This window comes from uncultured Methanobrevibacter sp. (assembly GCF_947169325.1).
In the GTDB taxonomy this organism is placed as follows: Archaea; Methanobacteriota; Methanobacteria; order Methanobacteriales; family Methanobacteriaceae; genus Methanocatella.
Map to the genome: position 1 here is coordinate 14,057 of NZ_CAMVPN010000013.1, position 25,748 is coordinate 39,804.

Genomic DNA, 25,748 nt, shown 5'->3' on the forward strand with positions numbered 1-25,748 from the left:
AATGAGAAATGTATTATATTTTTTTGGAGGAGAGTATTTGTCAAAACCTAATCAAAACCAACAACAAGAGTACAGGAGAGTGAGAACTCCTAAGAAAGGTGAAATTCCTGGAGTAGTTGAACAGATCATGGGGCACGGAAAACTGAAAGTGCGCTGTGCCGACGGGAACATAAGAATGACCAGAATCCCTGGAAAAATGAAAAAACGTATTTGGATTCGTGAAGGAGACGTAATCCTTGTAAAACCATGGGATTTCCAATCTGATGAAAAAGCCGATGTAATCTGGAGATACACCAAAACAGAATCAAATTGGCTTGAAAGAAAAGGCTACCTGAAAATGTAGCTTTATTTTACTTATTTTTTTGATATAAATGGATTCTAAAATAGCCAAGGCTGACGCTGCCCATCAAAAACTGCATTCCCAAAAAAGGAAAAAGGACAATTCCGAGCGAAAGGTGGGAAATGAGATTTTTGACAAGATTACTTTAGAAACCCTTTATAAATTAGCTAATCAGGGATACATTGACGTATTGAATGGTGCAATAAGCACAGGAAAGGAAGCCAACGTGCTTACAGGCATAAGGGATGACGAAAGCTTTGTGGCAGTCAAGATTTACAGGATAGCCACTTCTGATTTTAAAAAGATGGACTACTACCTTAAAGGCGATCCAAGATTCAACATCAAAACCAAAAACAAAAGGAAAATCATCTATTCCTGGGTTACAAAGGAGTTCAAGAACTTAACCAGATTGTATGATGCGGGAGTTACAGTTCCGAAAGCATTTACAAGCTCAAACAACGTTCTGATTATCGAATTCATTGGGGATGAAAACGGAAATCCTGCACAGCCAGTCAAAAACCAGCCTCCAAAAGATCCGGAGGAATTTTTCAATAAATTGTTAGTTCAACTGAAATTATTTGTACGTGAAGCTAAACTAGTTCATGGAGACCTGTCCAATTACAATATACTGAATTTGAATGAAGAGCCAGTCATCATTGACGTTTCACAGTCAGTGGTTTTAGACAATCCGATTTCAAAAGAGCTGCTTGAACGTGACATCAATACCCTTGTTCGTGAATACACAAGACTTGGCGTTAAAACCAGTTTTGAAGAAATCTGGGAATACGTTGACCCTAAATTTTAGTAGTAAAACATCTTTCTTATGGGAATATGTCAACCCAAAATTTTAAAAGCACCTACTTACAAATAGAATATTAGTAAAAAAAAGATTACATTTTTAATTTTTTAAAAGGGAGATATGAATGAATAACACTTTTTTTTCAATTATTAACAAACCCTGGTTGCTTTTAGATTCAGAAGAACTTAAAATATATTCCATAGTTATTTTTATTTTATGTTTTGTAGGAGGAATTATCCTTTCGATTCTGATGTCTGCAATACATTCAACAAACATATTTTTCACAATATTTTCTTTTACTATAATAAGTGCACTTATGGCAATTTTTACTTATAAAAGAGATTGGTTTGATAGAAAATATGGTTTAGTTTCAAAATATCATATCGGAATGAGTTATCAAGTTGTATTTTATTTTATAGGTATTCTAAATTTAGCTCTTTCACTAATATTCTTTTATCCAAATCTAAAAACTCAAGGCCCTATTAATGCAGCCATAATGTTTTTATCACAGCAAATACCATTACTTTTCATGTCATTGAGACTTAATGTATTTGATGATGAAATTGCCGTGTCAAAAAAGAAGATGAAATGGGAAACATCCATTATGAAAATACCTTAGGATATAATCCTATAATTTATTATTTTATTGGATTTCCAATAAGCATATTAATTGGAATATGTTTAACTGACTATGTAAAAGACATTCTAGTTTCATCATATTTTACATCCAACTTATTGCAATCAATATTTTTAATAGCCGTATTATTCTTGTTATTATCCCCAGATTTGTTGGATAAAATATTGCCATTTAATCTTAGAAGCTGGAGAGGTACAATAAAATTATATATACTAATAGCTGTAATTCTCGCAATATTGCGCATTTTTATAATTTAAAAACCAATTGTCAAATTTTAAATAAATATTTTTAATCTAGAAATATATTATAACAATTTTTCTAAGTATTCCTTAAGTTCTGGAAGCTCCACTTTCATAGTTTCCCAAACCAGATGTTCAATAACATTTTCATAATCATGAGCATGAATATTCCGCATTGCTTTTAAACTATTCCAAGCAATATATGGATGCTGGTCTTTGAACTCATCGGACAATCTACCAATATACTCTCCAATTTGGATAATGTTAAAAGCACATGCTCTTTGGTAATGGTCATTGGCCAAATATTCATTAAAATCATCACCAAAATACTCAATATCACTTGCTGTTGCTTCACAGTATTCTATGATTTTCTTAATATGTTTTTCATCTTTAGCGTTCATAGATTATAACCACATCTTTTTTGATTTTGTTTAAAAATTCCTTATTATGACTGCATGATGAAACCAAATCAACATGACATTTGAATTCATCTTCCAAGTCTTGAACAAAAGACATATATTTAATTAAAGAATTCACATCCCCATCATCCATAATGAAGTCCAAATCACTGTCGTCACTTGCCTCATTTCTAGCATAAGATCCAAAAAGACATAACCTATTAACCCCATGCTTAATGGCAATTGGAATGGTTCTTTTTGTGATTTCTTCAATTGTAAATATCATTAAAAACACCTAATGAAAATTAATCTAATTAATATTTAATTTTAATTTTATATTAAATAAATATTTTTTTATGGAGAAAATTAATTAAACAATTAATCCAAACTTCATTACAGAAAAATGTTATACCGAGACGTGAGTAAAACATCTTTTCTACGGGAATATGTTAATCCCAGACTTTACATAGCCAACACTATTTGACAATCTCATCAATGGTGCTCAACTTATCGCACTGAATCATTACAATCCTGCCGTCCTTAATGTAGTTGAAATAATACCTCTGATGATTGTTTTTTACAAATCCAGTGTGGGTTTCAACAGACTCGTTTTTAAAAATGCCGTCAATACCTTTAATTGACTTGTCAACATATGAACCGTCATTTAACAATTCCAAATCATCATATGTGACATCATATCCGTTAAAATCATATACTGTTATTGCAAGTAGCAGAATGTCGTTTTGATGAAACGTCCGCTCCCCCTTGGTCGCTTCATGGTTGAAAAGCACATCAGAAGTTACATTATCAGAGGAATTTGAATCCTCAAGAAATCCCCAGGAGATTGTGAAATTGACTCCGTTAACGTCAATCTCCCTGGGTTCGGGAAGATGGAACTTGTTTCCTCCGGGAACGGGACTTCCCGCATGAAACGAGAAAAGAACAACAAGACTTAGTAAAAAGAAAGTTATTGCAAATATAGTACTTTTCCGCACATCAACACCCCATCACAAATCAAGCATTTCCAGTAAGATATACTTAACATTATATGAAACTCATTAATAATGTTAATGTTACCATAACTCGGTAATGTGACCCCAAATATTAAATAAGACATATTACAAAAACATTTAAAAGTTTTAAATTAAATAATTATTATTAATTCTAATCAAAAAAAGGTGAAAATTATGCCGGAAACAGATTACTTGAAAATACCTCAAAACAGAGTAGGGGCATTAATCGGAAGCAATGGAGGAGTTAAAAAATCCATTGAAAAGGCAACCGGAACAATCCTGGACATTGACAGTGAGGACGGAACCGTTTACATCACACCTAGAGACGACATGGAAGATCCTTTAGGAGTCTGGAATGCCAACCATATTGTAAAGGCTGTTGCCCGTGGATTCAATCCGGAAGTTGCGCTTAAGCTTATCAGCGATGACATTTATCTTGAAGTCATCAGTTTACCATTATACATCGGAAAATCCAAAAAAGCCCTTGCAAGACACAAAGGAAGAATAATCGGAAAAGACGGGAAAACACGTGAAATAATCATGGAAATGGCTGAAGTGGACATGGCAATCTACGGCAAGACCGTTTCACTTATAGGTGAAATGGACAACATCATGATTGCAAAGGAAGCCATAGAAATGATACTTAAAGGTTCCAGGCACAAATCAGTCTACGGATTTCTGGAACATAAAAAGGAAGACCTTAAATTAAGGGAATTCAAAGACCTCGTCGGAATCCACGACGATAAAATCGAATTCAAGGACGGAATTGAATTTGATGAAAATGATTTTTAGGAGTGAAAACTCCTAAAACACTACTTTTTTAATCGGTAAATGCATACCAATTTGTCATTCTCTCCGGATGGACAATAACACCCATTTTGGAGTACAGTTTGTTTAATGTGTCAATACGAGTGACTGTATTTGGATCATCCATCATTTCTTTAGCTCTCCTACGATTCTCAGGAGAAATAGATTCAATTTTACTGTAACCTGCATCCCGAGAAACATAAACCGGATCTTTTCTACATTCCCAATCATTCATTTAAATTCACCTTTCTCAATTTAATATTTTCAAATTCGTTATTTAAATAATTTAACAAATATATTCCATAATCTCTATCTACATTATCAATGACCTGATGACCTTTTTCTAATTCAACATTTGTCTCACGTAAGTAAGATTCAAATGATTCATCGGCATTATTACGAATATCTTGAATCACTTCATCACTGAAAACAATTTCCTTTGATTCCAAAATCCATAATTCGTTTTTAGTAGAAATTAACTCATATTCCTCAAATTCTTTACCTAACATTTCAAAATTTTTGCCAGATGGAGGAGAATAATACTGATGAGGATGATTGTGTATAGATGCAATATGCATCCCCTTTAAACATTTAGAATAAATTACTGCATTTACTTCATTAGGTTCATCATCTGAAAAATTACAGGACACAATATTTCCTGTCTGAATATCAAAATAAATTAGACATTCACATTTTAAATCATAAGTTTTCCTTCGAAACATGTCAATCGTATTAACTGCCTTTTGGGAAAACTCATCCGGTAAATGTTCATTAGTTACTGGAGAGAGATCCCAATTGACCGGAAGGTGACGATACCTCTCATACTCCAAATCCCTTATTTTTGCAGTAGCGGGAATCAAAAATCCTCCCCGATTATCCCTCCACAGTTCTTTGTGAGATTCAAGGACCTCATCCAAATGAAGTTTATGCGCAATATTTTTTAATTTATTTACGGAAATCATGAGTAAGTGATATGTCCTCCAAATTATATAAACTACCCAGTTTTGCCTGAAAACAATTTTACACGCTCAGAACAATTTTACAGACCCAGACAACTTTTTATTTATTTTAAAAAATAAGACATTTGAAACCCCCAAAATCAAAATCGGAAAATTTAAACAAACACAAATCAATTTTAATGAAAGATTGCTATAAAGATTATTAATAATATAGTAAAACCTTATATACTGTAACCGATATATATAGATAACATAGTACAAATACTATATTTTCTACATGTTTTTAAATTATTATTTTACCGCATATTGAAACAAGTCAGATAGGGTACCGTATGAATATTACTTTTCAAATGCTCTCTCACTTGATTTAAATATAACATAGCATAATAAATTTAAACATATTACCTATAAAGGAGGAAAAATTTTGGCTCAAGAACAACAAATGGGACTTGATTGGGAAGAGGATTTTCAAAGATTAACTCCATCACAGTTCTTTAGAAAAAATAAGCAAATGCTTGGATTTACAGGTAAAATCCGTTCTTTAACAATTGTTTTTCACGAACTGATTACAAACAGTTTTGACGCATGTGAAGAAGCGGGAATATTGCCCGACATCGATATTGAATTGAAACGTGTCGACAAGGAGCATTACATTTTAAAGCATAAGGATAACGGACCGGGTATTCCTGAAGACTATGTGATGCAGGTATACTGTATGATGTTTGCAGGATCCAAATTCAGAAACATCCAGTCCAGAGGACAGCAGGGTTTAGGATGTAGTGGTTGTGTGCTCCTATCACAGATGACCACCGGTAAGCCTGCCCGAGTAATTTCATGCTACAAGGAAGGAGATGAAATCAAGGGCGTTAAAATGAAATTCCAAATGGATGTTGAAAACAACCGTGGAATCCTGATGGAAAGGGAAGACTATCCTGCGGAAAGCACCGGAGTATGCATCGAACTGCAGTTCAAGGACGTTTCCTACTCATTAGCGGAACAAGGCGCTTTTGAATACATCAGAAGAACCATGATTGGAAACCCTCATGCAAGAATCACATTCAGGGACCCATCAGGACACAAATATATCTTCAAAAGGGCAGCTGACGTTGTGCCTGTACAGCCTAAGGAAGTATTGCCACACCCTAAAGGTGTAAGCGCTGATGATTTAATGACAATGGCTAAAAACACTGACAGCAGAAGATATAAAAGCATGTTAACATCCTCAATGTCAAGGATGTCCAACAAAAGAGTGGATGAAATTGCCGAAGCAACCGGAATTGACATGAACAAACGTCCGAAAGCAATGACTTTCCAGGAAGCTGAAGCCATCGTGCACTGCTTTAAGAAAATGAAATTCATGGCCCCTCCAACCGACGGGCTCATACCGATTGGATCCGAACAAGTCGAAAAGGGTATGAAGCAAATCCTTCAACCTGAATTTGTAGCGACAATTACAAGAAAGCCTGTTACCTATGCTGGAGGTGTTTCATTCATTATTGAAGCGGGCCTGGCCTACGGAGGAAATGCAGGAAGAGTTGTCAGCGAACAGAGAAAATCCGAAATCATGAGGTTTGCAAACAGGGTTCCATTGACTTTCGATGCAGGAAGCTGTGCAATTACAGAAGCCCTCAAAAGTATCGACTGGAAACGTTACGGATTAAGGGACATGGACAACACTCCACTGACATTATTCGTAAACATCATCTCAACTCAGGTACCTTACCTTTCAACAGGTAAGCAGAGCGTATCCCCTGAACCTGAAATCGTTCACGAAATCAGACAGGCAACCATGAAACTTGCCCGTAAACTACAAAAACATTTAAGAGCCAAAAGAGCCGCCAAAGAAAAGGAAAAACGTTCAAAAGTCTTCGAAGAATACGTTCCAGTTATCATCGAAGAAGCCGCAAAACTTGGTGAAACCGGCGTTCCGGAATATCAAGACATTTTAGTCAAAGTAACTAAAAGGGCTCTTGCGGAATTGCTTGGTGAGAAAGTTGAGGAAGAAGAGGAAGAAGAACTTGATGCAATCATCATGGAAGAAGTTGATGAATTCGGAAACACTGTCGAACAGGGAAATTCAACATTAGACAACTTCATAGACAAAGATGAAGAAGAGGATTTTGAGGAGTAGTGATTTAAATGACTAAAGGTAAATCACATAAGGAAGAGAGAAAAGAATACACCTTTAATAAACTTAAAGGTTTAGGCCAGGAAATTATTGAAGATGTTGAAAAAAGCAAAGTTCCAAGTATCAAAGTTCCATCCAGAGGTACAGGAAACATTGTTTATGATGAAGCTAAAAGATATTACGTATTGGGAGACAGATTCGGAAGAAGATCACTTGGAAATGTGAAACAAATCAGAAAATTAGGCCAAATGGTTTATGTAGGTAACTTCTGTAAAGATTTAGTTGCAAGAGAAAAAACCGCTACCATCAGGGAAATGTACTATGTTTCCGAAGGATGGGGAATAAGCTTTAAGACCCAGCAAGAATCAAACATTGTTGGAGAAGACTTAGAAGTGACTCTCGGTGTTACCCGTGAGGAATTAGGTTTAATGCCTGAAGAGGACGGCGCATCAGTTTACGGTGACATCACATTAGTAGATGAGGGCACAGAAATTAACGCAACTAAAATGGGAAAATCCGGATATACAATCTCCCCTACAATCGACCAGGTGGAACTGGAAGACTGCCATGTCGATAAAGTATTGGCAGTGGAAACCATGGGAATGTTCCACAGGCTAGTGCAGGAAAATGCCCATAACAGATTTAACTGCCTAATCGTTGGGCTTAAAGGACAGGCTGCACGTGCTACAAGAAGATTCCTTAAAAGACTTAATGAAGAAAAAGGCTTGCCTGTCTATATCTGTAACGACGGAGACCCTTGGGGATTTCACATTGCACAGGTAATCATTTCCGGAAGTGCTAAATTAGCTCACGTTAATGAACAGTTAGCAACACCTGACGCCAAGTTCATCGGAGTAACAGCATCTGACATTATCAACTACGATTTGCCTACCGATAAACTCAAGGATGTTGACGTCATGAGGCTTAAAGAGCTTTCAAAAGACCCAAGGTACAAAACTGATTTCTGGCAAACTGAAATTAAAAAGATGCTTAAAATCGGTAAGAAAGCAGAACAGCAATCTTTCTCAAAATATGGGCTCGAATACGTAGTAGACGAGTATTTCCCAGCTAAATTTGAAGAAATGGAAAATCAAGCATAGTCTTGATTCTTTCCTCCTTATTTTTTTTATTTTTTTCATTCCATCCAAACATTTATATACTAAAAAATTCATATACCCTAGCAGGTATAGGTTGTGTTAATTTGAAAGAATGTATGGATAGTGAAAATTTACATAGAAGACTTAAGAAAATCATCGGTCAGGTCAATGCGATTGATCGTATGATTGACGAAGACATTCCATGTGAACAGATATTGATGCAGATAAACGCATCAAAATCCGCATTACATAAAGTTGGACACATTATAGTCGACGGACATCTGGAACACTGCGTTAAGGATGCAATAGAACATGGAGATGCAGATGAAGCATTAGGCGACATTTCATCAATCATGGAATACTACTCAAGACTATAATTTTTTTTAAATTGACACTATACCCCATAGGGTATACTATACCAAAAATATTGGGGCTGTTTAAAATGAACATAAGATTAGACAAAAGTCAGAAAAGGGACTTACTACTAATAACCGTATCCGCAATAAGCATCATTGCAAGCTTCATTCAATCACTCGAATATCTCTCATGGATCGCAGTGCTGCTTTGCGGATTACCAATATTGAAAAACAGTGCAGAAGGACTGATAAGTGAATTCGACCTCAAAGCGGATTTGCTTGTTTCCATGGCAATAATAGCTTCAATCATAATTGGTGAAGTGTTTGTAGCAGGTGAAATTGCAACAATAATGGCAATCGGAGGATTTTTAGAAGAATATACTGTATCCAAAACTCAAGGAAGAATAAGGGAACTTGTTGAACTCACACCTCAATTTGCAACAAGAATCAGAAACAAAAGAGAAGAAAAAATATCTGTCGAAGAAGTACAAGTCGGAGACATCCTAAAAGTTCTTCCGGGAGAACGCATCCCAACAGACGGAATAATCATAAACGGTGAAACCTCTATCGACCAGTCAACCCTAACAGGAGAATCCCTCCCTGTGGATAAAAGCAAAGACGATGAAGTATACAGTGGAACCATAAATCTCTATGGCTCATTTACAATGAAAACTACAAAAGCAAGCAAAGACAGTTCAATACAAAAACTGATCAGATTAGTCGCATCATCAGCACCTGAAAACACAGAAATTGTAAGGACTGCAGATAAATGGGCCACACTGATTGTCGTAATTGCGTTTACAGCGTCAATACTTACATATCTATTCACCTTTGAAATAATACGCTCTGTCACAATACTTGTGGTATTCTGCCCATGCGCATTCGTATTGGCCACACCAACTGCAATTGCAGCATCAATAGGAAACTTGACAAAAAGAGGAATATTGGTTAAGGAAGGCTCAGCAATAGAAGAGCTAGCCCAGATTGACGAACTGATATTCGACAAAACAGGAACATTGACAAACGGAACCCCTGAAGTGGTGGAAGTCATCTCAGAGGATAAGGACGAAATGCTGCACCTGCTTGCTTCACTGGAATCCAAATCAGAGCATCCTCTGGCAAAATCCATCATGAAATACTGCAGCAATATCGATTTGGCGGAAGTTGAGGATTTCAGGATGCATATCGGAAACGGAGTCAGTGGTACAGTCAACGGCTCAAGAATAATAGTAGGAAACGAAAAGTTGCTCAAAAGCGAAAGGATTGCTGTTAAAGGCAACGCCAAAAACAGGAAAGGGGAAATCACAATCCACGTTGCAAAGGACGGCACCCTAATCGGAAAAGTGGTTTTAAGAGATACAATACGCAAAAATGCAAAGCCTACAATCTGGACCCTTAAAGGACTGAGGGTAAGGACAACATTGCTTACAGGAGACCTCTATGAAACCGCAAAATACATTGCAGACACCCTCAAGATAAGAAACATAAAGACAAACTGCCTGCCTGAAGACAAGACAGAATACATCAGACATGAGCAGGAGAAAGGAAACAGAATTGCAATGATCGGAGATGGAATAAACGATGCTGCTGCCCTTAAAAAGGCGAATGTCGGAATAGCAATGGGGGCAATCGGAAGTGAAATTTCAATTGAAGCGGCAAACATCGCCCTGATTAACGACAACATCGAAGACATTCCGCATCTGATTGCAATAGCCAAAAAGACAATAAGAACAATCAACATCAACATTGCATTTGCAATGATTCTGAACATATGCGCAATGACATTGGCAATATTGGGTGATTTGGGACCTGTTGAAGGTGCCTTAATCCACAATATCGGATCAGTGATTGTGGTTCTTCATTCATTGGCCCTGCTGAGGTACAGTTATTCGGCAAAAAGCAAAGCCAAAAATAAAAAATTAGGCTTAACTAAAACTTTAAATAAATCCAAGACATAATATTAAATATCCAAAATTAGGTGATTAATTATGGCTGAAAAAGAAATCAAAGTAGTGGGCATGCACTGCCCTTCATGTGTTAATGCTGTAGAATTATGTTTAAAAGACGTTGACGGAATTGAAGATGTCAAAGCAGATTTGGACTCCGGAATTACCACAATCACAATGTCCGGCGACGTAAGCGATGCAGACATTAACGAAGCTGTTGAAGAAGCAGGATTCAAAGTAGAATAGAATCCTACTTATCTTTTATTTTTTTAAAACGCCACCACATTAACGACCATGATTTTGACAATAGCGCCTGAAATCGGGCTTGGATATATATCCCAAACAGAACCATGATTGAAATGGCAAAACGCTAACGGTAATGTCAAAACCAACCGCTAAAACAACAAGAAAACAGAAACACCACCAATCTAAAAACACCAACGTTAATGTAAACAACACCAAAAAAAGAAACGTTAATCCCACATTAACGGCAGCAATTTCAAAACCCGAAACTAAAAAAGGATTATGATATATATCCCCAAACAGAATCACGATTGAAATGGCAAAACGCTAATGTTAATGTCAAAACCAACCGCTGAAACAACCGTCAATCTAAAAACACCAACGTTAATGTAACATTAACTCCAAAGATATCAATTGGTGATAATGTGAAGTTCATTAAAAATTTTTTAATAATACTCATTTTGGCATTGATTGGCCTATTTTTAATCAATGTGGGATCTGCCGCAGACAACATTACCTTGGAGGAACATGATTTTGATGGCTATTTCAAAATGAATGTCCCTAAAGGAGTCACATTTGAAAAGGACGAAAGCAGTCCATCAAAAACAATCAGTATCCTTTTGAACTACAGAAACGACAGCGAAAAAATCAACATCGTCTATGCCCAGTCAGCAGGGGCAAAGGATGATTTGCTGAAATACTATGAGGAATTTGCCAAAAATGACACAAGCATAAGCCTAAATACAACCAACAACACTACCGTTGTCCATTTCAATGGAGACAACATCATAGGAGAGACAAACTACCATGACATGGCAATTGCCGGAGACAACGAGAAATATATCCTCATGCAATGCGACAACGAGACACTGATGAAATCAATGGCACAATCAATTAAATTCCAATAGATTTTGCCCAAATTAAATATCAAATTATATATAATTTGAAAAACAGATTTAAATTCATATAATATTCAATTATTATAATTTTAAAAAGGGATGAAAATGAAAACTGTTGCAATTAATGGTTATGGAACCATCGGTAAAAGAGTGGCTGATGCAGTGGCCGCTCAGGATGACATGAAAGTTATTGGTGTAAGTAAAACTAGACCAAACTACGAAGCAAGAACTGCAGTTGAAGAGAAAGGCTATCCTTTATACATTGGAATTCCGGAAAGGGAACAATTATTCAAAGATGCCGGAATCGAAATAGCAGGTACCGTTGAAGACATGATTCAGGAAGCAGACGTTGTTGTTGACTGTACCCCTGGAAGCATCGGACCTCAAAACCTTGAAATGTATAAAAAAGCAGGCGTTAAAGCAATTTATCAAGGTGGAGAAGACCACGAATTGACAGGTCTTTCATTTAATGCAATCTCCAATTATGATGACTCCTACGGTGCGGACTACACAAGAGTAGTATCCTGCAACACTACAGGTCTTACCCGTACATTATCCACAATCGACCCTATTGCTGACATCAAAAAGGTCAGAGCAGTGATGGTTAGAAGAGGATCAGACCCTTCCGAAATCAAGAAAGGTCCAATCAACGCAATCGTGCCAAATCCTCCAAAAGTACCTTCACACCACGGTCCTGACGTAAAAACTGTAATGAACGGCATAGACGTTACAACCATGGCATTGCTCGTGCCTACAACTCTAATGCACCAGCACAACATCATGGTGGAAATCAACAACGATGTTGAAACCGAAGAGATAATTGCCGCATTGGAAAAACGTTCAAGAGTGATTGTCGTGTCAGCCGAAGAAGGCCTTGGATCCACTGCTGAACTGATGGAATATGCAAAAGAGCTTGGAAGAAACAGAAACGACTTATACGAAATCCCAGTCTGGAGAGAATCCATCAATGTAGTCGGAAATGAACTGTTCTACATGCAGGCCGTTCACCAGGAATCAGACGTAATTCCTGAAAACATTGACGCTATCCGTGCACTTTTAGAAATGGAAAGCGACAACGAAAAATCTATTGCTAAAACAAACAAAGCTATGGGAATATTCTAAATTCCCTCTTTTTTACTATTTTTTTAACTGATTTAAATGAAATCTAAAGTACTTTTTGGACCTGCAGGCAGCCCTATCGACTATAAGGGTCCTGCATACAAGGCTCCGAAATATATCCAAGAGGAAGGACTCCATTCCTACGAATACCAATCACCATATGGAGTGAGGATTGGTGAAGCCGCTGCAAACACCCTCAAAGAGGAGTCCGAAAAGCATGATGTTTTGGTCTCCATGCATGCGCCATATTACATCAACCTATGCGCCAAAGAAGAAGAGAAACTTGAAAAGAGCATCGGCCATCTCATATCCGCCGCACGTGCGGGAGAGTGGATGGGAGCATACCGTCTGGTGTTCCACCCAGGAGCATATCTGAACAGAAAACCTGCAAAGGCAATGGAAATCTCAAAGAATACCATCAACAGGTTATTCGAAGAGCTTGAAGCCGAAGGTATTGAAGATTTTACATTTGCCCCTGAAACCACAGGAAAAAGAACCCAGCTCGGTAATGTGGGAGAAGTTGTTGAGCTCTGCGCTACATTCGACCATTTCGAACCGACAATAGATTTTGCACACGTTCATGCAAGAGGCAGAGGTTTCTTAAATAAAAAAGAGGATTACAACTGCATTTTCTCAACAATTGAAGACAACCTCGACATTGACATCCTTCATTGCCATTTCACAACCATAGAATACGGACATGGAGGTGAGGTAAAGCACCACACACTAGATGAAAGCGACGAATATGGCCCCAACATCAAAGATCTGCTGGCCAACCTGATTGACAACGGATGGAACGCCAACATCATCTGTGAAACACCGCTTAGAGATGTCGATTCATTTAAAATGAAAAAAATATATGATGAAATGATTTAGTAATCCTTTACTGAATCTATTAACTCATCCATATCGTTGAACAGATTGTTAATGTCTTCAGTGTCCTTTTTATTGGAGCTTAAATGGATAACCAGCTCACTTGTCAAATCCTCCATTTTATCGATGAAGGTTTGCAGTGTCTGAAGCTTGTTTTCCATCTCCTTTACTACAAATGGATTGTCAGCCGTATCCATTTCAGCCATCTTTCTTGCAATGCCCACCTGAATGTCAAATAGGTTGTTGGACTTTGTGATTGAAGAGTTAAAGCGCTCGTAAGCCAGGTGATTTGGGTCAAACTGCTTTTCGACCAACTGCTTCGCTTTGCTTTGCTTGTCTTTGTATTCACGTTCAAGCTCGTCAATTTTTGCATCATATTCAGATGGCTTTTTCTCAATTCTTGGCTCCTGCCTGTAAACGGGTTTCCCGCAATCGGCACAGAAATTCTGTCCGGGTTCGATTCGGGAGCCGCAGTAAATGCAAAAATGAGTATGATTATCGTCAATTGTCATATAATTAGTATTTAGTTGCAAGTCTTTAATAAACTTAATTTTTCCTCAATTTCAAAACCACAAGTTCGGAATCGGTTCCCCATCTCATCGGAGTGTCCATTGAACCAACACCAGTTGTGACATGCAAATACTTGCCCAAATCATTCTTGAAAAGACCCATATTGTATTTGAACATCAGATTTGCGAAATTTATTGCAGGGTAGAACTGTCCTCCATGGGTGTGGCCTGAAAGCTGAATGTCAAAGCCTATTGAGGAAAACTCCTCCCAGTAATATGGGACATGATAGTTGAGGATGTTTACAAAACCCTCATTTATAAGGGATTCATCTATTTTGGGAACTGCCCTATCCTCAAAGCTGAAAGTAAGGCCGAAAATGTTTAAGAATTCAAACTCGAAGCTTTCATTATCCAAAACTATAACGCCGGCATTCCGGCAGGCATTTATCACGCTATCGATTCCAGGATAGAAATCGTGATTTCCCGGAGTAAATACAATCGGAATGTTGACTTCACTGAATGCCATGAAATCATCCTCCTCAACGACACTTGAGCCGTCAGCAAGGTCTCCGGAAATGATTGCAAGCTCACAGGAATCCTCAAGTTCCTTCAAGCGGTCAACGACCTGCCTGATAATTTCTTTATGCCTTACGGAGCCGAAGTGAATATCGGACATCTGAACGATATTGATATCTCGAGCCAGATTGTCCAATGTCAATGTCACCTCATTGACTATGAGCTTATGTGCCTTATAATAATTGTAAATGCCCAAAATCGGCACAACAGCCAAAAACATTGCATTAATTGCAACAGGCAGGGAAATGAACATGCTTATGATGTAAACAGCAACAATATCTATCAAAAGCATTAAGGATGCCCACATCCAGACTCCATCAATGGTCGTCAAAACCCTTGTAGGCCATCTTGATTTTCTAGCTTCCAAAAACATCGGAAAGAGACGCAGAAATCCAATGAACAATACCATCAAAATAATATATGCATCGCTGATTCCCCCCAATAATAAAAATGTGTATTTCAATAGGAAATACTCGAATATCATGTAAAAGGGGGTTGAAAATATTACCCTTCTTGTTCTGAAACTCATAAATCATTCTCCAAAAATATACAAATATATTTAATTCAACAACTATTTAAATAATTAAAACAAAAAAGAAAAATGTTAAAAATCGAGCTTAAGGAGGTGATGATTTGAAAAGCGATAATAAAAAGCAGGAACTGAAACCATCCAATCAAAAACAAGTGATTAAGGAAACTGAAAACAAGGAATATGCAGAGCTTGTTGTGGTAAAGCCAGTTGGATACCCATTCGATTTTAATTTAATGGATGAAGATATTGAAATTACCAACAAACAGTTATTTGAAGAGTATGCACGTGAGCAATGGCTAGGATTGGTTGTGCGTGAAAATTCCCATTTATTTGACCAGAAAATCATTCCCGATTACGGTTTTGAAATCGTAACAGCAAAACCTAACAACACAATAATTTCTGAAAATACAAGAATAAAGATCATTACCGATGAACTGGACAAAATAAGCAATGAGTCCAAAGTTAAATCAGACATACGGCTTTCAGACATTGTCGGGCAGAAAAATGCCAAAAACAAGGTCAAGGTCATTACAAAGTATCTAGAGGACCCGGAAAGGTTCGGACCATGGGCTCCCAAAAACGTTCTGTTCTATGGACTTCCGGGTACAGGCAAAACCATGCTTGTCAAAGCGCTTGCAAACGAGCTTGAAGTACCACTGTATCTAATCAAGGCCACATCACTGATCGGTGACCATGTCGGAGACGGCGCATCAAAAATCCATGACCTTTTCAAGAAGGCCAGCGAGAATTCACCCTCAATAATATTCATTGACGAAATCGATGCGGTTGCACTTCACAGATCTTTCCAGTCACTGAGAGGAGACGTTTCCGAAATCGTGAACTCCCTTTTAACCGAAATGGATGGAATCAGCGACAACAAATCAGTGATAACTATCGGAGCTACAAACAATCCGGGTTCACTTGACTATGCAGTCAGAAGCCGTTTTGAAGAGGAAATTGAATTCAAACTACCTGATGACGATGAAAGGCTGACAATCATAGAAAACAACCTGAAGACCATGCCTTTGGAGTATGATTTGGATTTAAACAAACTCGTTAAGCTTACCAAAGGACTGTCAGGAAGAGACATAAAGGAAAAGATTTTAAAGACAGCTCTTCACAATACCATTGCCAACGACGGCGACATCATCAATATGGAAAATATTGACTATGCGCTGAAGTCAACCAAAATCAAAAATAGAGATGTTAAAGGAATGTTTGAATAGAACATCCTTTAATTATTGTCAAAAATATATTCTGCTGCCTGGATAACATTTGCGTTGCCGTCCTTTGCAGCCCTCTTTACATTTTTGGAAATATCGAAAAATATCTTGTTGACAATTGAATTTGTAAGATTATCTATAATTTTTGCACTGCCATCTATATCAGACAACTTGGACTTTGCTTTTTTACTTTCACGTTGTCTTATCTCTTCCATAGATGCTCTTAAATTACCAAGAATTTCATCAACTTCCATTATTTTAAACGATTCTTTAAGTAAATGGAACTCTTCATCGATGATATTTTCCGCTTCGCCAAATTCCTTGATTCTGAGGCGAGTGTTTTCATCGGCAATTTCCCTTAAATCATCAATATTGAATGCTTTGACACCCAATTCACAAACATCATCGGAAATATCCCTTGGATTTGCAATATCAACCATCATCAGACTTTCATAATCCCTATCGATGCCCAAAAGACGTTTTTTAGTGATGATTGCATGGGGAGCACTTGTTGCACTGATTACCAAATCGGCAGTGGCAAGGTATTTCTCCAGATCGCTGAAAAGAATGGCTTCTCCGCCCAAATCCTTAGCTAGTTCAACCGCAACATAATAAGTCCTGTTTGCAACAAGGATTGCATTCAAATCCTTCTCTGCAAGGGCTTTGGCAACCAGTCTGCCCATCTTTCCGGCACCAATCACGAGAACTGATTTGTCATCAAGACTGCCCATATGCTTTTCTGCAAGGTCAATTGCTGCAGAACCGATTGAAACGGCTCCCTTGTTGATGTTGGTCTTGTTTCTGACAACCTGACCTACATGAATCGCCTTGGTAAAAATTGCATCAAGGGATTTGCCGCAGTGGTGATTCTTAACTGCCTTATGCTTGGCATCCTTGACCTGGCCGAGAATCTGGTCTTCACCGACAATCATTGATTCAAGACCTGATGTCATACGCAGCAAATGCATGACCGCAGCCTGACCGTATTCGATAATTATGCTTTGATTTTCATGGGAGAGCAGTTCATCATCTTCGGCAATATAGTCATTGCTAATGTAATATTCCTTCCTGTTGCATGTGGAAATCTCAATATATTCCCCTATTGAATATTTATCATGCAATTTCCAAAACAAATCGTCCATGTCCTTTGCAATGCTTTCCATTGATTGTATATCTGCTATTTTGTGGTCAACTCTTAAATTAAGTATCACTCTAATCCCCTTATCAAATCGTTAATGTAACTTTTTGCCTCATCAATCTGTCCTGTTTCAATATATCCATTGATGTTTTCGTCTTCAAAAATGGAATAGAGATAATCCCGCCTGTCCTTCTGGTCGCTGACTGTCTCCTTTAATATTGAACGTGCATAATCCTGAAGTTCGATTTCAAGAATATCCTCTTCAGTGATTATTGACTGGATTTTTTTCCTCAACTGACGAGCCATAAGCGGACTTTTGCCGCCTGTAAAAATAGATATTTCAACATCACCAATACTGAAGCTTGTAGGAACAATGACATCCCCTTTCTGTGGAAAATCAGCCCGGTTGACCAGCTTGCCTTCGGCAATCTCGCAAACATGATTGCACATTGCCTCATCGCCGCTTGCAATGACAACCAAATCGGACCATTCAACCAATTTGTCAACATCGCCTGTTGAACATAAAACAGCCCCCTTATGTTCCAGTTCATGAGATAAATTATTCCCTGCCAATCTTACGTTAGCGCCATGGTCCAGGAATTTATTGGCCCTTCTTGTGGCAACTTCACCGGTGCCTAAAATAAAAACGTTTAAATCGGAAGTGTTTAAATAAATAGAAGTCCAATCCATTTTAATCAGAATCTTCAAGAGACCTTGCATGCAATATTTTAACAGCAGCTCTCAAATCGTTATTGCATTCGGTTAAAACATTCATCGCTTCCAGCTTTGATATATGGAATGTTTCGGCCAATGCTTCTGCTCTTTCATCAGGATCAGGCTTATTTACACCAACCAATCTTTCAGACAATTCCTTTTTCAAGTCGAGATATTCATCATGACTCATTCCCATGTTCCTTAATGTCATGTCTCTTAAAGGACATGGTTTTGATGGCTTGCAACACCAAACAAGTGACCCGAAACAGGTCCCTGCTCCTTCACCTAATCTAGTTTCCTTTCCAAACTGAACTTTAATATCGATAAACTCCTGCGGAGTTAAATTAACTTGCTGTAATGCATTTAAAACAGGACATGGTTTTACTGGAGGGCAACAAAAAGCCAATCCTCTAATATCCCCGCCTCTGCAAATATGAGATGGCGCATCTTCCCAAGTCATGATAAACCTCCAAAATAATAATCTGATAATTATAAAATAATGATATAATTTATTTAAGCAATGAATATATAATCTTTTTTATACCTACTAAATTTAAACACGATTGCCGACAAAATATTCAATAAGATAAGCTAACAATTCATGATTAAGATGACTAAAGAGACCGTGACAATTGATGGAATAACGCTTACATTATACCGCAAAAATATCAAAAACATGTATCTGCGCATTTTGCCGCCTGACGGAGAGGTTAAAGTATCAGCGCCTCTGTTCATGTCCGACAGGGAAATATCCGATTTTGTCAAATCAAGAAAGGAATGGATTTTGAAAAATCAAAGGAAAATCCATGAAAACGACATTAACGCTCCGCTGAAATACAGGAATGGCGAGACACATTACCTCTGGGGAAAGGAATACACTCTGCAGCTGATTTCCAATGAAAAGATAAAGCATGTTGTGATAGATGAAGAAAAATCAGTCATGTACCTGCCAATTCCTAAAAGAAGCACAATCGAGAAAAGAAAAAAGATACTGAATGAATTTTACAGGGCTCAAATGAAGATGGCCATCCCGCAAGTTTTGGAGAAATGCACAAAAATAGTTGGAAAAGCACCTTCTGAAGTGAAAGTGAGAAGCATGAAGAACTGGGGAAACTGCAATCAAAACAAAAGGATTACCCTTAACTTAAATCTTGCGAAAAAGGATCCAATATGTCTGGAATATGTGATGATACATGAACTGTGCCATCTGATAGAATTCAATCACGGAAAAAAATTTAAAAATTTAATGGACAGATTCTGTCCAAACTGGAAAAAAATAAAAAAAGTATTGAATGAATAAGAAAATTACTTATTCTCTTTTAAGCATATCTTCTTTTTCATCCGGAGTCAATTGCTGGACAATCTCTTCAGGAGTGCCTATGTCCAGGAGTTTTCCTCCTCTCATCAAAGCTGCCCTGTCACAAACATCCAATACAAAGTCCATATCGTGAGAGACTATGATGAAAGTTTGTTCCAATTCTGCACGAGCTTTTAAAATGGAATCTGTTACGACAACACGTGTAATAGGGTCCATTGTACCTGTAGGCTCATCCAATACGATGAGGTTAGGTTCCTTGATTAAAACCTGTGCAAGAGCAACCCTGTGCTTTTCACCAACACTTAACTGGTCAGGATATTTGTCTAGAATTCCTTGAGCATTTACCTCTGAAAAACCGACTGTTGTAAGTGCATGGATAGCTTTAATCTTACCGAATTCAGCAGGCAAGTTTAAACTGATAGCATCAGTCAGGTTTCCAAGAATGGTCCTGTGAGGATATAATGAATATTCCTGATGCAATAAACCGATGTAAGGCATGATACGTCCACGGTTGAGAGGACCTACTTTGGTCATGTCAATCCATTCGTCACCAAGCCTGATTTTAATGTCACCGCTACTTGGTTCTGTCAAACCGATTAACATACGGGTTGTGGTAGTCTTACCGGAACCGCTCAATCCTACAATACCGAAGATTTCCTCTTTATTGATTGTCAGGTTTATTCCATCCACCGCCTTTACGACACCACGTTCAATTGAATAATAATGCTTTTTAACGTCTTCAAGAACAACTTCCGGTTCACCGAATTCTGGAATTTCCGGTTTTTTAGGAATTGGCACTGTTTCCATGAAACTGTCTACAACCTCTTGAGGATTGCCTTCCTGTTTGATTTGACCTTCTTCAAGCCAAATTACATTATCAGCAAGTTCAATCATGACTTCGGGCCAGTGAGATGTGATTAACATGGTGATTCCTTCATCTTTTACGCCTTCTTTTAAGGTATTGTGAAGCTTTACGGCGGTCTGTGGATCCAATGTACCTGTCGGTTCATCAGCCAAAAACATCATAGGAGTCTTTGCCAGTTGTCTTGCAAGCACAACTCTCTGTTTTTCTCCACCACTTAAATCACGAGCAATGTGAGTAATCCTATGGTTCATCTGAACCATTTCCAATAATTCTAAAGCAAAATAAATCTTTTCTTCGTACTCTTTATCATCACCCATTGCCCTCATGACGTTCTCAATTACTGTTTCTTCATCATATAATGCGAAGTTACGTTGAAGCATGATGGAAATTCTTCTTTTAATGCTTGCGAATAATTTTCTTTCACAATTGAAGAAATCGACTTCCTTGGTTTCCAAAGTCGCTCCGCAACTACATTTTTCACCGCCATGAGATGGGGAATCTACAGCCAAACATTCTGGACAAACTGCAACATTAACCAATACGTTTCCCCCATCAGGCTTGTAATCCAATGTACCTCTGAGCATATTGATTAAAACAGATTTACCGCTTCCACTACGTCCTAAAATACCTAAAGTTTCTCCTTCACTAATCTTCAAGTTAATATCTTTAAGAACATCAACGCCATCAAATGTTTTTGTAATATTCTTAAGAGTTATAAAATCCATGAAATCACCTATTGAGATTATTTTTATTTTAAACCATTAATAATGTTTTCTAATAACAATTGTTTTAAAATCTTAAAAATTAGAAATGTTAAAACTTAAATTCCCAGAAATAACTCCACGAGCGATTGAAAAACCACTTACTCCAGTTTTAATCATTTTTTGAGCATTTAATTCACTGTTGACAGAATTATTTCCGATAACTTTCATTTGAACATTATTACAAATATTTTTCAAAAGAGTATAATCTGCATCGAAAACTCCTTTTTTCATAGCATCAACATGCAAATAATCGGCACCTGCCTCTTCAATCAAACAGGCAATTTCCAAAGTGTCCACACCTTCAACGTTTCCACGTATCTTAACTGAAACCTCACAGTCGACATTGTCAACAACTTCAGAAATGAAATCTCCCAGATCAGCCCGTTTCAACATTTCCTGCCCGCAACCAACACTTAAAATTTCCTCTTGGCGGCAATGACAATTAATTTCAACAATATCCAAATCGGCTATATTTCCGATGTCAATTATTGGTTGAGGGGTTGTTGAACGTACATTGGCCGATACCTTTACGCTGCCATGAACCCTTTTAATTGAAGCGATTTCATTTTCGATATGTGAAAAGGTCTCCTCCACTGGAAAAACAAATTCATTTCTTCCCCTTTCAACAATCCTTTTACTGGCTTCAATTGTCGGTGCATCTAAACTGTATCCTCCTAAAGTAGCCACATCAAAACCAAGTGGAATAACCTTATTTAAAAATTCGGCATCGGTTATTCCCGCCATAGGCGCAACTACTTTAAGCATGCTATCACTTAGTATTCCTTTTCGATTACCCAAGTCCACATTTCATTATTATGAGCACGAATTTCTTCAAGACCTATGTCTGCCATGTAAGCTGCATCTTCAGCGTTTTTGCCTCTTCCAATACCTGCTTTGAGTTTGATACCTATTTCCTCATCGATTTCCACCATGATGTCTTCAATTTCCTGTTCGGACAATCCGTTACATGGAGACATGAAGTTATCTCCACCGATGAAGAAGAGCAATGCTCCTTTTTTGATTAATTTAGTCATCAGGTAATGTTGAGCCTTGTTAACCATGAAACTTGTGTCAAATGCAGATTCTATGTCTGTTAAAGTTTCTGTAACACTGTTGATGTCAATGTGAGCTGCCTGAACAAAACTGTCCTCTTCGCTGACCAGACTGTCAATAGCTAAAATTTCTTTTCTCTCACCGGATTGGGCACTGCCTGCTTTCTGAAGAGCAATAGTGGCCAATTTCTGAGCTTCGTGAGGAGTTTCTGCAGCGCCTACACCCATACTTATAGTGATTGGGTATCTGTTTCTTATAGATCTTTGAATTCTTAAATGGTCCTCTTCATCAAGACCGTTTGAGATTGCAAGCAAGTTGTCGAATCTTGTAAAGAAAACCAAACCTTTCTTATTTCCAAAATGATTGTTTAAATCTGCAAATAGATTTGCTTGAAGCATTTGTAAATCAGATTCAGTTCTCGGTCTTGGAGTAACTGTCCAAGGCCCATAGTTGTCAATTTGTATTAAAGTCATTTGTATCATTGAATAACCGCCTATAAAATATTAAGGAATATTTTCAATAATAATTTCAGCCAAATTTTTTTTAGCATCCAAATTATTCATTATTGTATTTGTAACTATTACCTTATTAATTATTTGATTTACCTTAACTTTTTTGTCATCATCTTTTTCATCAATCACAATCGCATCCAAAAAATCATCATATAATGATGCGACACCGACCGCCGAAACATCAATGCCCATCGCTTTCATGAACTTGCTGGCAGGCCCGCTTACGCTATCGTTGCCGATGATAGGTGAAACCGCCACAACATAAGCATTTTTTAAAGCATCCCTCACTCCGTCCAATGACAAAATAGGTAAAATTGAAGTAATCGGATTTGACGGGCCGATTATGACCGCATCAGATTTGTTTATTGCATCGATTATGCCTTCGCAAGGTTTGACCTTGGAAAATTTAACGTCAAGCACTTCAGGTTCTGACTGGTGCTTGATTAAAAAGTCATGGAATTCCAGCTCTCCGATGTCAGTGACTATCTTGATATCTGAGTTTTCATTACTCATCGGGATGATATTGCATGCCAATCCCATGTTTTTTGCCTGGATTTCACAGGCCTTGGCCAAATCATACTTTTCCATGAGCAGGGTCTTTTGAATTTTTGTTGCACGGTCCTTATCACCGATTCTTAACAGTTCACCACAACCGATCTCCTCAAGCCTTTCATGAGTAATGAAAGTGTCATCCTTGATTCCATACCACAATTCATCATTGATTAAATCAGACATTGTGTAGAGAACTGTGTCAATGTCAGCTGAGACATAAACTCCCGCAAAATAATCATTCTCCAAGGTATTTACGACAATAGTCAATTCGCTGGGATCAACAATCTCCTTTATCCCCTGCAATAATTTGGGAGTGCCTGTTCCTCCTGATAAAACAGTAATCATAAAAACCACTTATTTCCTGAACACATCAAATTCCTTCGGCATGAGCAATGGAGAGATGTCCGAATCGACATTTCTCAAATCATCGAAATTGCCAAATCCACGAATGATAACAACCGGAAGGCCCTCATCGGCTTGGCCCATTACAAGAGATGCTGCAGCCGCCAATTCATCTGCAGTTGCGATTTCTGTTGTTTCAAGTTCACGGCCATACAAATCCTTTTCACCGACCCTTCTCCAAAGCGGTGAAATGCCTGAGCATCCTATAGCAGTTCCGATAGCCCCAAATCTGAAAGCCCTTCCCTGAGTGTCAGTGATAATCACGGCTATTTCCTCACCGAATTCACTTTCCAAGGATTTGCGAATTTCTACTGCTGACTTATCTGCATCTTCGGGCATTGGAGTTGCCAAACCTTCACCAACATTGGACTCGTCTATTCCCGCATTGGCACAGACAAAACCGTGCTTGGTTTCAGTGATGATGAAACTTGGGCCGACTTCAACAATCTCATTGGATTGCTGAATGATTGCCTCTACAAGTTTTGGATCTTTTTTTGATTTTTCAGCCAAATCTAAAGCTTCATCAGAAGGCTCCAAATCATCCAATCTGATGAAATTGCCTTCAGCTTTTGAAATTAAAGTTTCTGCAATTAAAATTATATCCCCATGTTCAACAAGACACCCTTGCTTGTCGATTGCATCCTTGAGGATTTTTGAGATGTCATCATTATCGTCAACAATGGGAATATGCTCTAAGCCTATTAATTCAATTGTCATAATATCATCTAAAAATTTAAAAAAATAAAAAAAATTATGGATTATAGACATCTATAGTCCATTCTCCATCAAAAACAGCAGCACATGAGGTTACTGGCTTCTCATAATTGGCAAATGTGCCTTCATCAAAAATAAATTTAGCTGAATCAGTTGCAGTTTGGGCTTCGAACTCAACCAAATCAGGCTCTTGACTTCCATATGTTGAAATAAAAGCAGCTTTACCGAAAGGAACATGTTCAACCAATATTTTCTTGTCATTTACAATTCCAATATAACACTCATACTCATCCTCTTTACTGCTTGATGTGACTGCAGCGGCAATTCTTGGAGTGTTATAATCATCCTTTTCATAATCCATGGTAAGCAATGAATATGCGATAGCATCCCTTATATTCATTCCCACACCAATCTTGTCTGCTATGACATCCGTTTGAGAACCATTGGATACAATGGCCACATCATTCACGATGCATATGCTGTTATATGCAATATACGCATTTTTATAAATGTCTTTTTCAAAACCTTCCTTTGGAACAATCGCAGCACAGCTTTCATATTTTAGGCATTGCCTGTTTGGAAATGACCTGCTTGAAACACGATATGCCACAAAAGGTTTACCGTCATTATTCATCCCAGTTGATAAAATTCTACCTGTATACACTTTCATTCCCCTTTTTTTATAATTCAGGACGCTGAACAGCCTCATCCGGAGAGACACCAGCAGGAGTCTGGATTTCAATTTCTCCAGGCTTAATGGTAACCTGTCCCTGGTCGATTACTTTTCCAAGAACACCAACAGCACTGCCCGCTATCGTGTCGGACCTGTCTACGCCATTTACAGTGACCTTATGTAGATTGGCTACCGGCATAACGTAGTACTGCGCATCACCGCTAACGTCGGTGACGTTTGGTTTTCCGCTTGCATCTTCTGCAACATCAGCATCATCAGTTTGAACATCAGCCGAAAAATTACTTGTAACCACTAAAAAAATCATAATAGTGAAAAGAATATCAATAAAA

At 37.8% G+C, this 25,748-nt stretch carries 32 protein-coding genes; 15 read left to right on the forward strand and 17 right to left on the reverse strand.

Features of this window, described 5'->3' with window-relative positions:
* Position 1 precedes the first annotated feature (1 nt).
* From eif1A to Q0W26_RS03285, 3 genes are all read left to right on the forward strand, one after another.
* Positions 2-343, forward strand: coding sequence for a translation initiation factor eIF-1A (gene eif1A / locus Q0W26_RS03275; RefSeq protein WP_298522335.1), 342 nt, complete (start codon positions 2-4; stop codon positions 341-343).
* A gap of 28 nt (positions 344-371) precedes the next feature.
* Positions 372-1,145 (forward strand): serine protein kinase RIO, encoded by a 774-nt coding sequence (locus Q0W26_RS03280; RefSeq protein ID WP_298522338.1) that lies wholly within the window; start codon positions 372-374, stop codon positions 1,143-1,145.
* 118 nt (positions 1,146-1,263) lie between these two features.
* Positions 1,264-1,758 carry a hypothetical protein gene (locus Q0W26_RS03285; RefSeq protein WP_298522341.1) on the forward strand — a complete coding sequence of 165 codons (495 nt, stop codon included), beginning with the start codon at positions 1,264-1,266 and terminating at the stop codon, positions 1,756-1,758.
* Positions 1,759-2,080: 322 nt separating this feature from the next.
* Here Q0W26_RS03285 and Q0W26_RS03290 read toward each other — a convergent pair whose 3' ends face one another.
* The 3 genes from Q0W26_RS03290 to Q0W26_RS03300 form a co-directional block, all read right to left on the reverse strand.
* Positions 2,081-2,416 (reverse strand): DUF86 domain-containing protein, encoded by a 336-nt coding sequence (locus tag Q0W26_RS03290; RefSeq protein WP_298522343.1) that lies wholly within the window; start codon positions 2,414-2,416, stop codon positions 2,081-2,083.
* Complete coding sequence (locus Q0W26_RS03295) at positions 2,406-2,699, reverse strand: nucleotidyltransferase family protein (protein ID WP_298522346.1); 294 nt, start codon at positions 2,697-2,699, stop codon at positions 2,406-2,408. The genes Q0W26_RS03290 and Q0W26_RS03295 overlap by 11 nt, the downstream gene beginning before the upstream one ends.
* A 190-nt stretch (positions 2,700-2,889) precedes the next feature.
* The gene (locus tag Q0W26_RS03300) at positions 2,890-3,408 is read right to left on the reverse strand and encodes a hypothetical protein (protein ID WP_298522349.1); all 519 of its coding nucleotides are present in this window, start codon (positions 3,406-3,408) and stop codon (positions 2,890-2,892) included.
* 192 nt (positions 3,409-3,600) lie between these two features.
* On the opposite strand from Q0W26_RS03300, the gene Q0W26_RS03305 reads away from it, so the two are divergent.
* A complete protein-coding gene (locus tag Q0W26_RS03305; protein ID WP_298522352.1) occupies positions 3,601-4,218 on the forward strand; it encodes a KH domain-containing protein in 618 nt (205 codons plus the stop codon).
* 28 nt (positions 4,219-4,246) lie between these two features.
* Here the strand turns inward: Q0W26_RS03305 and Q0W26_RS03310 are convergent, their stop codons facing one another.
* Both Q0W26_RS03310 and Q0W26_RS03315 read right to left on the reverse strand, forming a co-directional pair.
* Positions 4,247-4,468, reverse strand: coding sequence for a hypothetical protein (locus Q0W26_RS03310; RefSeq protein WP_298522355.1), 222 nt, complete (start codon positions 4,466-4,468; stop codon positions 4,247-4,249).
* A complete protein-coding gene (locus tag Q0W26_RS03315) occupies positions 4,461-5,195 on the reverse strand; it encodes a hypothetical protein (protein ID WP_298522358.1) in 735 nt (244 codons plus the stop codon). The genes Q0W26_RS03310 and Q0W26_RS03315 overlap by 8 nt, the downstream gene beginning before the upstream one ends.
* A gap of 439 nt (positions 5,196-5,634) precedes the next feature.
* On the opposite strand from Q0W26_RS03315, the gene top6B reads away from it, so the two are divergent.
* The 9 genes from top6B to Q0W26_RS03360 all read left to right on the forward strand — a co-directional run bounded on the left by top6B (position 5,635) and on the right by Q0W26_RS03360 (position 13,856).
* On the forward strand, positions 5,635-7,323 hold the full coding sequence (gene top6B / locus Q0W26_RS03320) for a DNA topoisomerase VI subunit B (protein WP_298522425.1): 1,689 nt from the start codon (positions 5,635-5,637) through the stop codon (positions 7,321-7,323).
* Positions 7,324-7,331: 8 nt separating this feature from the next.
* Positions 7,332-8,420 carry a DNA topoisomerase IV subunit A gene (locus Q0W26_RS03325; RefSeq protein ID WP_298522361.1) on the forward strand — a complete coding sequence of 363 codons (1,089 nt, stop codon included), beginning with the start codon at positions 7,332-7,334 and terminating at the stop codon, positions 8,418-8,420.
* 101 nt (positions 8,421-8,521) lie between these two features.
* Entirely contained in the window at positions 8,522-8,794 is a 273-nt protein-coding gene (locus tag Q0W26_RS03330; RefSeq protein ID WP_342765331.1) for a metal-sensing transcriptional repressor, read from the forward strand.
* Positions 8,795-8,859: 65 nt separating this feature from the next.
* Positions 8,860-10,731, forward strand: a complete 1,872-nt coding sequence (locus tag Q0W26_RS03335; protein WP_298522366.1) for a cation-translocating P-type ATPase — start codon at positions 8,860-8,862, stop codon at positions 10,729-10,731.
* A gap of 30 nt (positions 10,732-10,761) precedes the next feature.
* Entirely contained in the window at positions 10,762-10,965 is a 204-nt protein-coding gene (locus Q0W26_RS03340; RefSeq protein WP_298522369.1) for a heavy-metal-associated domain-containing protein, read from the forward strand.
* 133 nt (positions 10,966-11,098) lie between these two features.
* Complete coding sequence (locus Q0W26_RS03345) at positions 11,099-11,248, forward strand: hypothetical protein (RefSeq protein ID WP_298522372.1); 150 nt, start codon at positions 11,099-11,101, stop codon at positions 11,246-11,248.
* 139 nt (positions 11,249-11,387) lie between these two features.
* Positions 11,388-11,870, forward strand: coding sequence for a hypothetical protein (locus tag Q0W26_RS03350; RefSeq protein ID WP_298522375.1), 483 nt, complete (start codon positions 11,388-11,390; stop codon positions 11,868-11,870).
* Positions 11,871-11,966: 96 nt separating this feature from the next.
* Entirely contained in the window at positions 11,967-12,983 is a 1,017-nt protein-coding gene (locus Q0W26_RS03355) for a phosphorylating glyceraldehyde-3-phosphate dehydrogenase (RefSeq protein ID WP_298522379.1), read from the forward strand.
* Between the two features lie 36 nt (positions 12,984-13,019).
* Positions 13,020-13,856: a TIM barrel protein gene (locus Q0W26_RS03360; RefSeq protein WP_298522382.1), complete on the forward strand. Its 837-nt coding sequence runs from the start codon at positions 13,020-13,022 to the stop codon at positions 13,854-13,856.
* Here the strand turns inward: Q0W26_RS03360 and Q0W26_RS03365 are convergent.
* The gene (locus Q0W26_RS03365; protein ID WP_298522384.1) at positions 13,853-14,365 is read right to left on the reverse strand and encodes a zinc ribbon domain-containing protein; all 513 of its coding nucleotides are present in this window, start codon (positions 14,363-14,365) and stop codon (positions 13,853-13,855) included. The genes Q0W26_RS03360 and Q0W26_RS03365 overlap by 4 nt on opposite strands.
* A 34-nt stretch (positions 14,366-14,399) precedes the next feature.
* Positions 14,400-15,467 carry a metallophosphoesterase gene (locus Q0W26_RS03370; RefSeq protein WP_298522387.1) on the reverse strand — a complete coding sequence of 356 codons (1,068 nt, stop codon included), beginning with the start codon at positions 15,465-15,467 and terminating at the stop codon, positions 14,400-14,402.
* 104 nt (positions 15,468-15,571) lie between these two features.
* Here Q0W26_RS03370 and Q0W26_RS03375 point away from each other — a divergent pair, with 104 nt between their 5' ends.
* Positions 15,572-16,696 (forward strand): AAA family ATPase, encoded by a 1,125-nt coding sequence (locus tag Q0W26_RS03375; RefSeq protein ID WP_298522389.1) that lies wholly within the window; start codon positions 15,572-15,574, stop codon positions 16,694-16,696.
* A gap of 8 nt (positions 16,697-16,704) precedes the next feature.
* Here the strand turns inward: Q0W26_RS03375 and hemA are convergent, their stop codons facing one another.
* The 3 genes from hemA to Q0W26_RS03390 are packed head-to-tail and all read right to left on the reverse strand — an operon-like array spanning position 16,705 to position 19,005.
* The gene (hemA, locus tag Q0W26_RS03380) at positions 16,705-17,904 is read right to left on the reverse strand and encodes a glutamyl-tRNA reductase (protein WP_298522392.1); all 1,200 of its coding nucleotides are present in this window, start codon (positions 17,902-17,904) and stop codon (positions 16,705-16,707) included.
* The gene (locus Q0W26_RS03385; RefSeq protein WP_298522395.1) at positions 17,901-18,521 is read right to left on the reverse strand and encodes a bifunctional precorrin-2 dehydrogenase/sirohydrochlorin ferrochelatase; all 621 of its coding nucleotides are present in this window, start codon (positions 18,519-18,521) and stop codon (positions 17,901-17,903) included. Before Q0W26_RS03385 ends, hemA begins: the two co-directional genes overlap by 4 nt.
* 1 nt (position 18,522) lies before the next feature.
* On the reverse strand, positions 18,523-19,005 hold the full coding sequence (locus Q0W26_RS03390) for a methanogenesis marker 9 domain-containing protein (RefSeq protein ID WP_298522398.1): 483 nt from the start codon (positions 19,003-19,005) through the stop codon (positions 18,523-18,525).
* A 141-nt stretch (positions 19,006-19,146) separates the two neighbouring features.
* Here Q0W26_RS03390 and Q0W26_RS03395 point away from each other — a divergent pair, with 141 nt between their 5' ends.
* A complete protein-coding gene (locus Q0W26_RS03395; RefSeq protein ID WP_298522401.1) occupies positions 19,147-19,845 on the forward strand; it encodes a M48 family metallopeptidase in 699 nt (232 codons plus the stop codon).
* Positions 19,846-19,854: 9 nt separating this feature from the next.
* On the opposite strand, the gene atwA is transcribed toward Q0W26_RS03395, so the two are convergent.
* The 7 genes from atwA to Q0W26_RS03430 form a co-directional block, all read right to left on the reverse strand.
* Entirely contained in the window at positions 19,855-21,453 is a 1,599-nt protein-coding gene (gene atwA, locus Q0W26_RS03400) for a methyl coenzyme M reductase system, component A2 (protein WP_298522406.1), read from the reverse strand.
* 72 nt (positions 21,454-21,525) lie between these two features.
* The gene (locus tag Q0W26_RS03405) at positions 21,526-22,236 is read right to left on the reverse strand and encodes a tRNA-dihydrouridine synthase (protein WP_342765332.1); all 711 of its coding nucleotides are present in this window, start codon (positions 22,234-22,236) and stop codon (positions 21,526-21,528) included.
* Positions 22,237-22,265: 29 nt separating this feature from the next.
* Positions 22,266-23,027, reverse strand: coding sequence for a GTP cyclohydrolase III (locus Q0W26_RS03410; RefSeq protein WP_298522412.1), 762 nt, complete (start codon positions 23,025-23,027; stop codon positions 22,266-22,268).
* 21 nt (positions 23,028-23,048) lie between these two features.
* On the reverse strand, positions 23,049-23,954 hold the full coding sequence (gene cofD, locus Q0W26_RS03415; RefSeq protein ID WP_298522415.1) for a 2-phospho-L-lactate transferase: 906 nt from the start codon (positions 23,952-23,954) through the stop codon (positions 23,049-23,051).
* A 9-nt stretch (positions 23,955-23,963) separates the two neighbouring features.
* Positions 23,964-24,728, reverse strand: a complete 765-nt coding sequence (locus Q0W26_RS03420) for a coenzyme F420-0:L-glutamate ligase (RefSeq protein WP_298522418.1) — start codon at positions 24,726-24,728, stop codon at positions 23,964-23,966.
* A gap of 34 nt (positions 24,729-24,762) precedes the next feature.
* A complete protein-coding gene (locus tag Q0W26_RS03425; RefSeq protein WP_298522428.1) occupies positions 24,763-25,389 on the reverse strand; it encodes an IMP cyclohydrolase in 627 nt (208 codons plus the stop codon).
* Positions 25,390-25,405: 16 nt separating this feature from the next.
* Positions 25,406-25,723: a biopolymer transporter ExbD gene (locus Q0W26_RS03430; protein ID WP_298522422.1), complete on the reverse strand. Its 318-nt coding sequence runs from the start codon at positions 25,721-25,723 to the stop codon at positions 25,406-25,408.
* Positions 25,724-25,748: the final 25 nt, after the last annotated feature.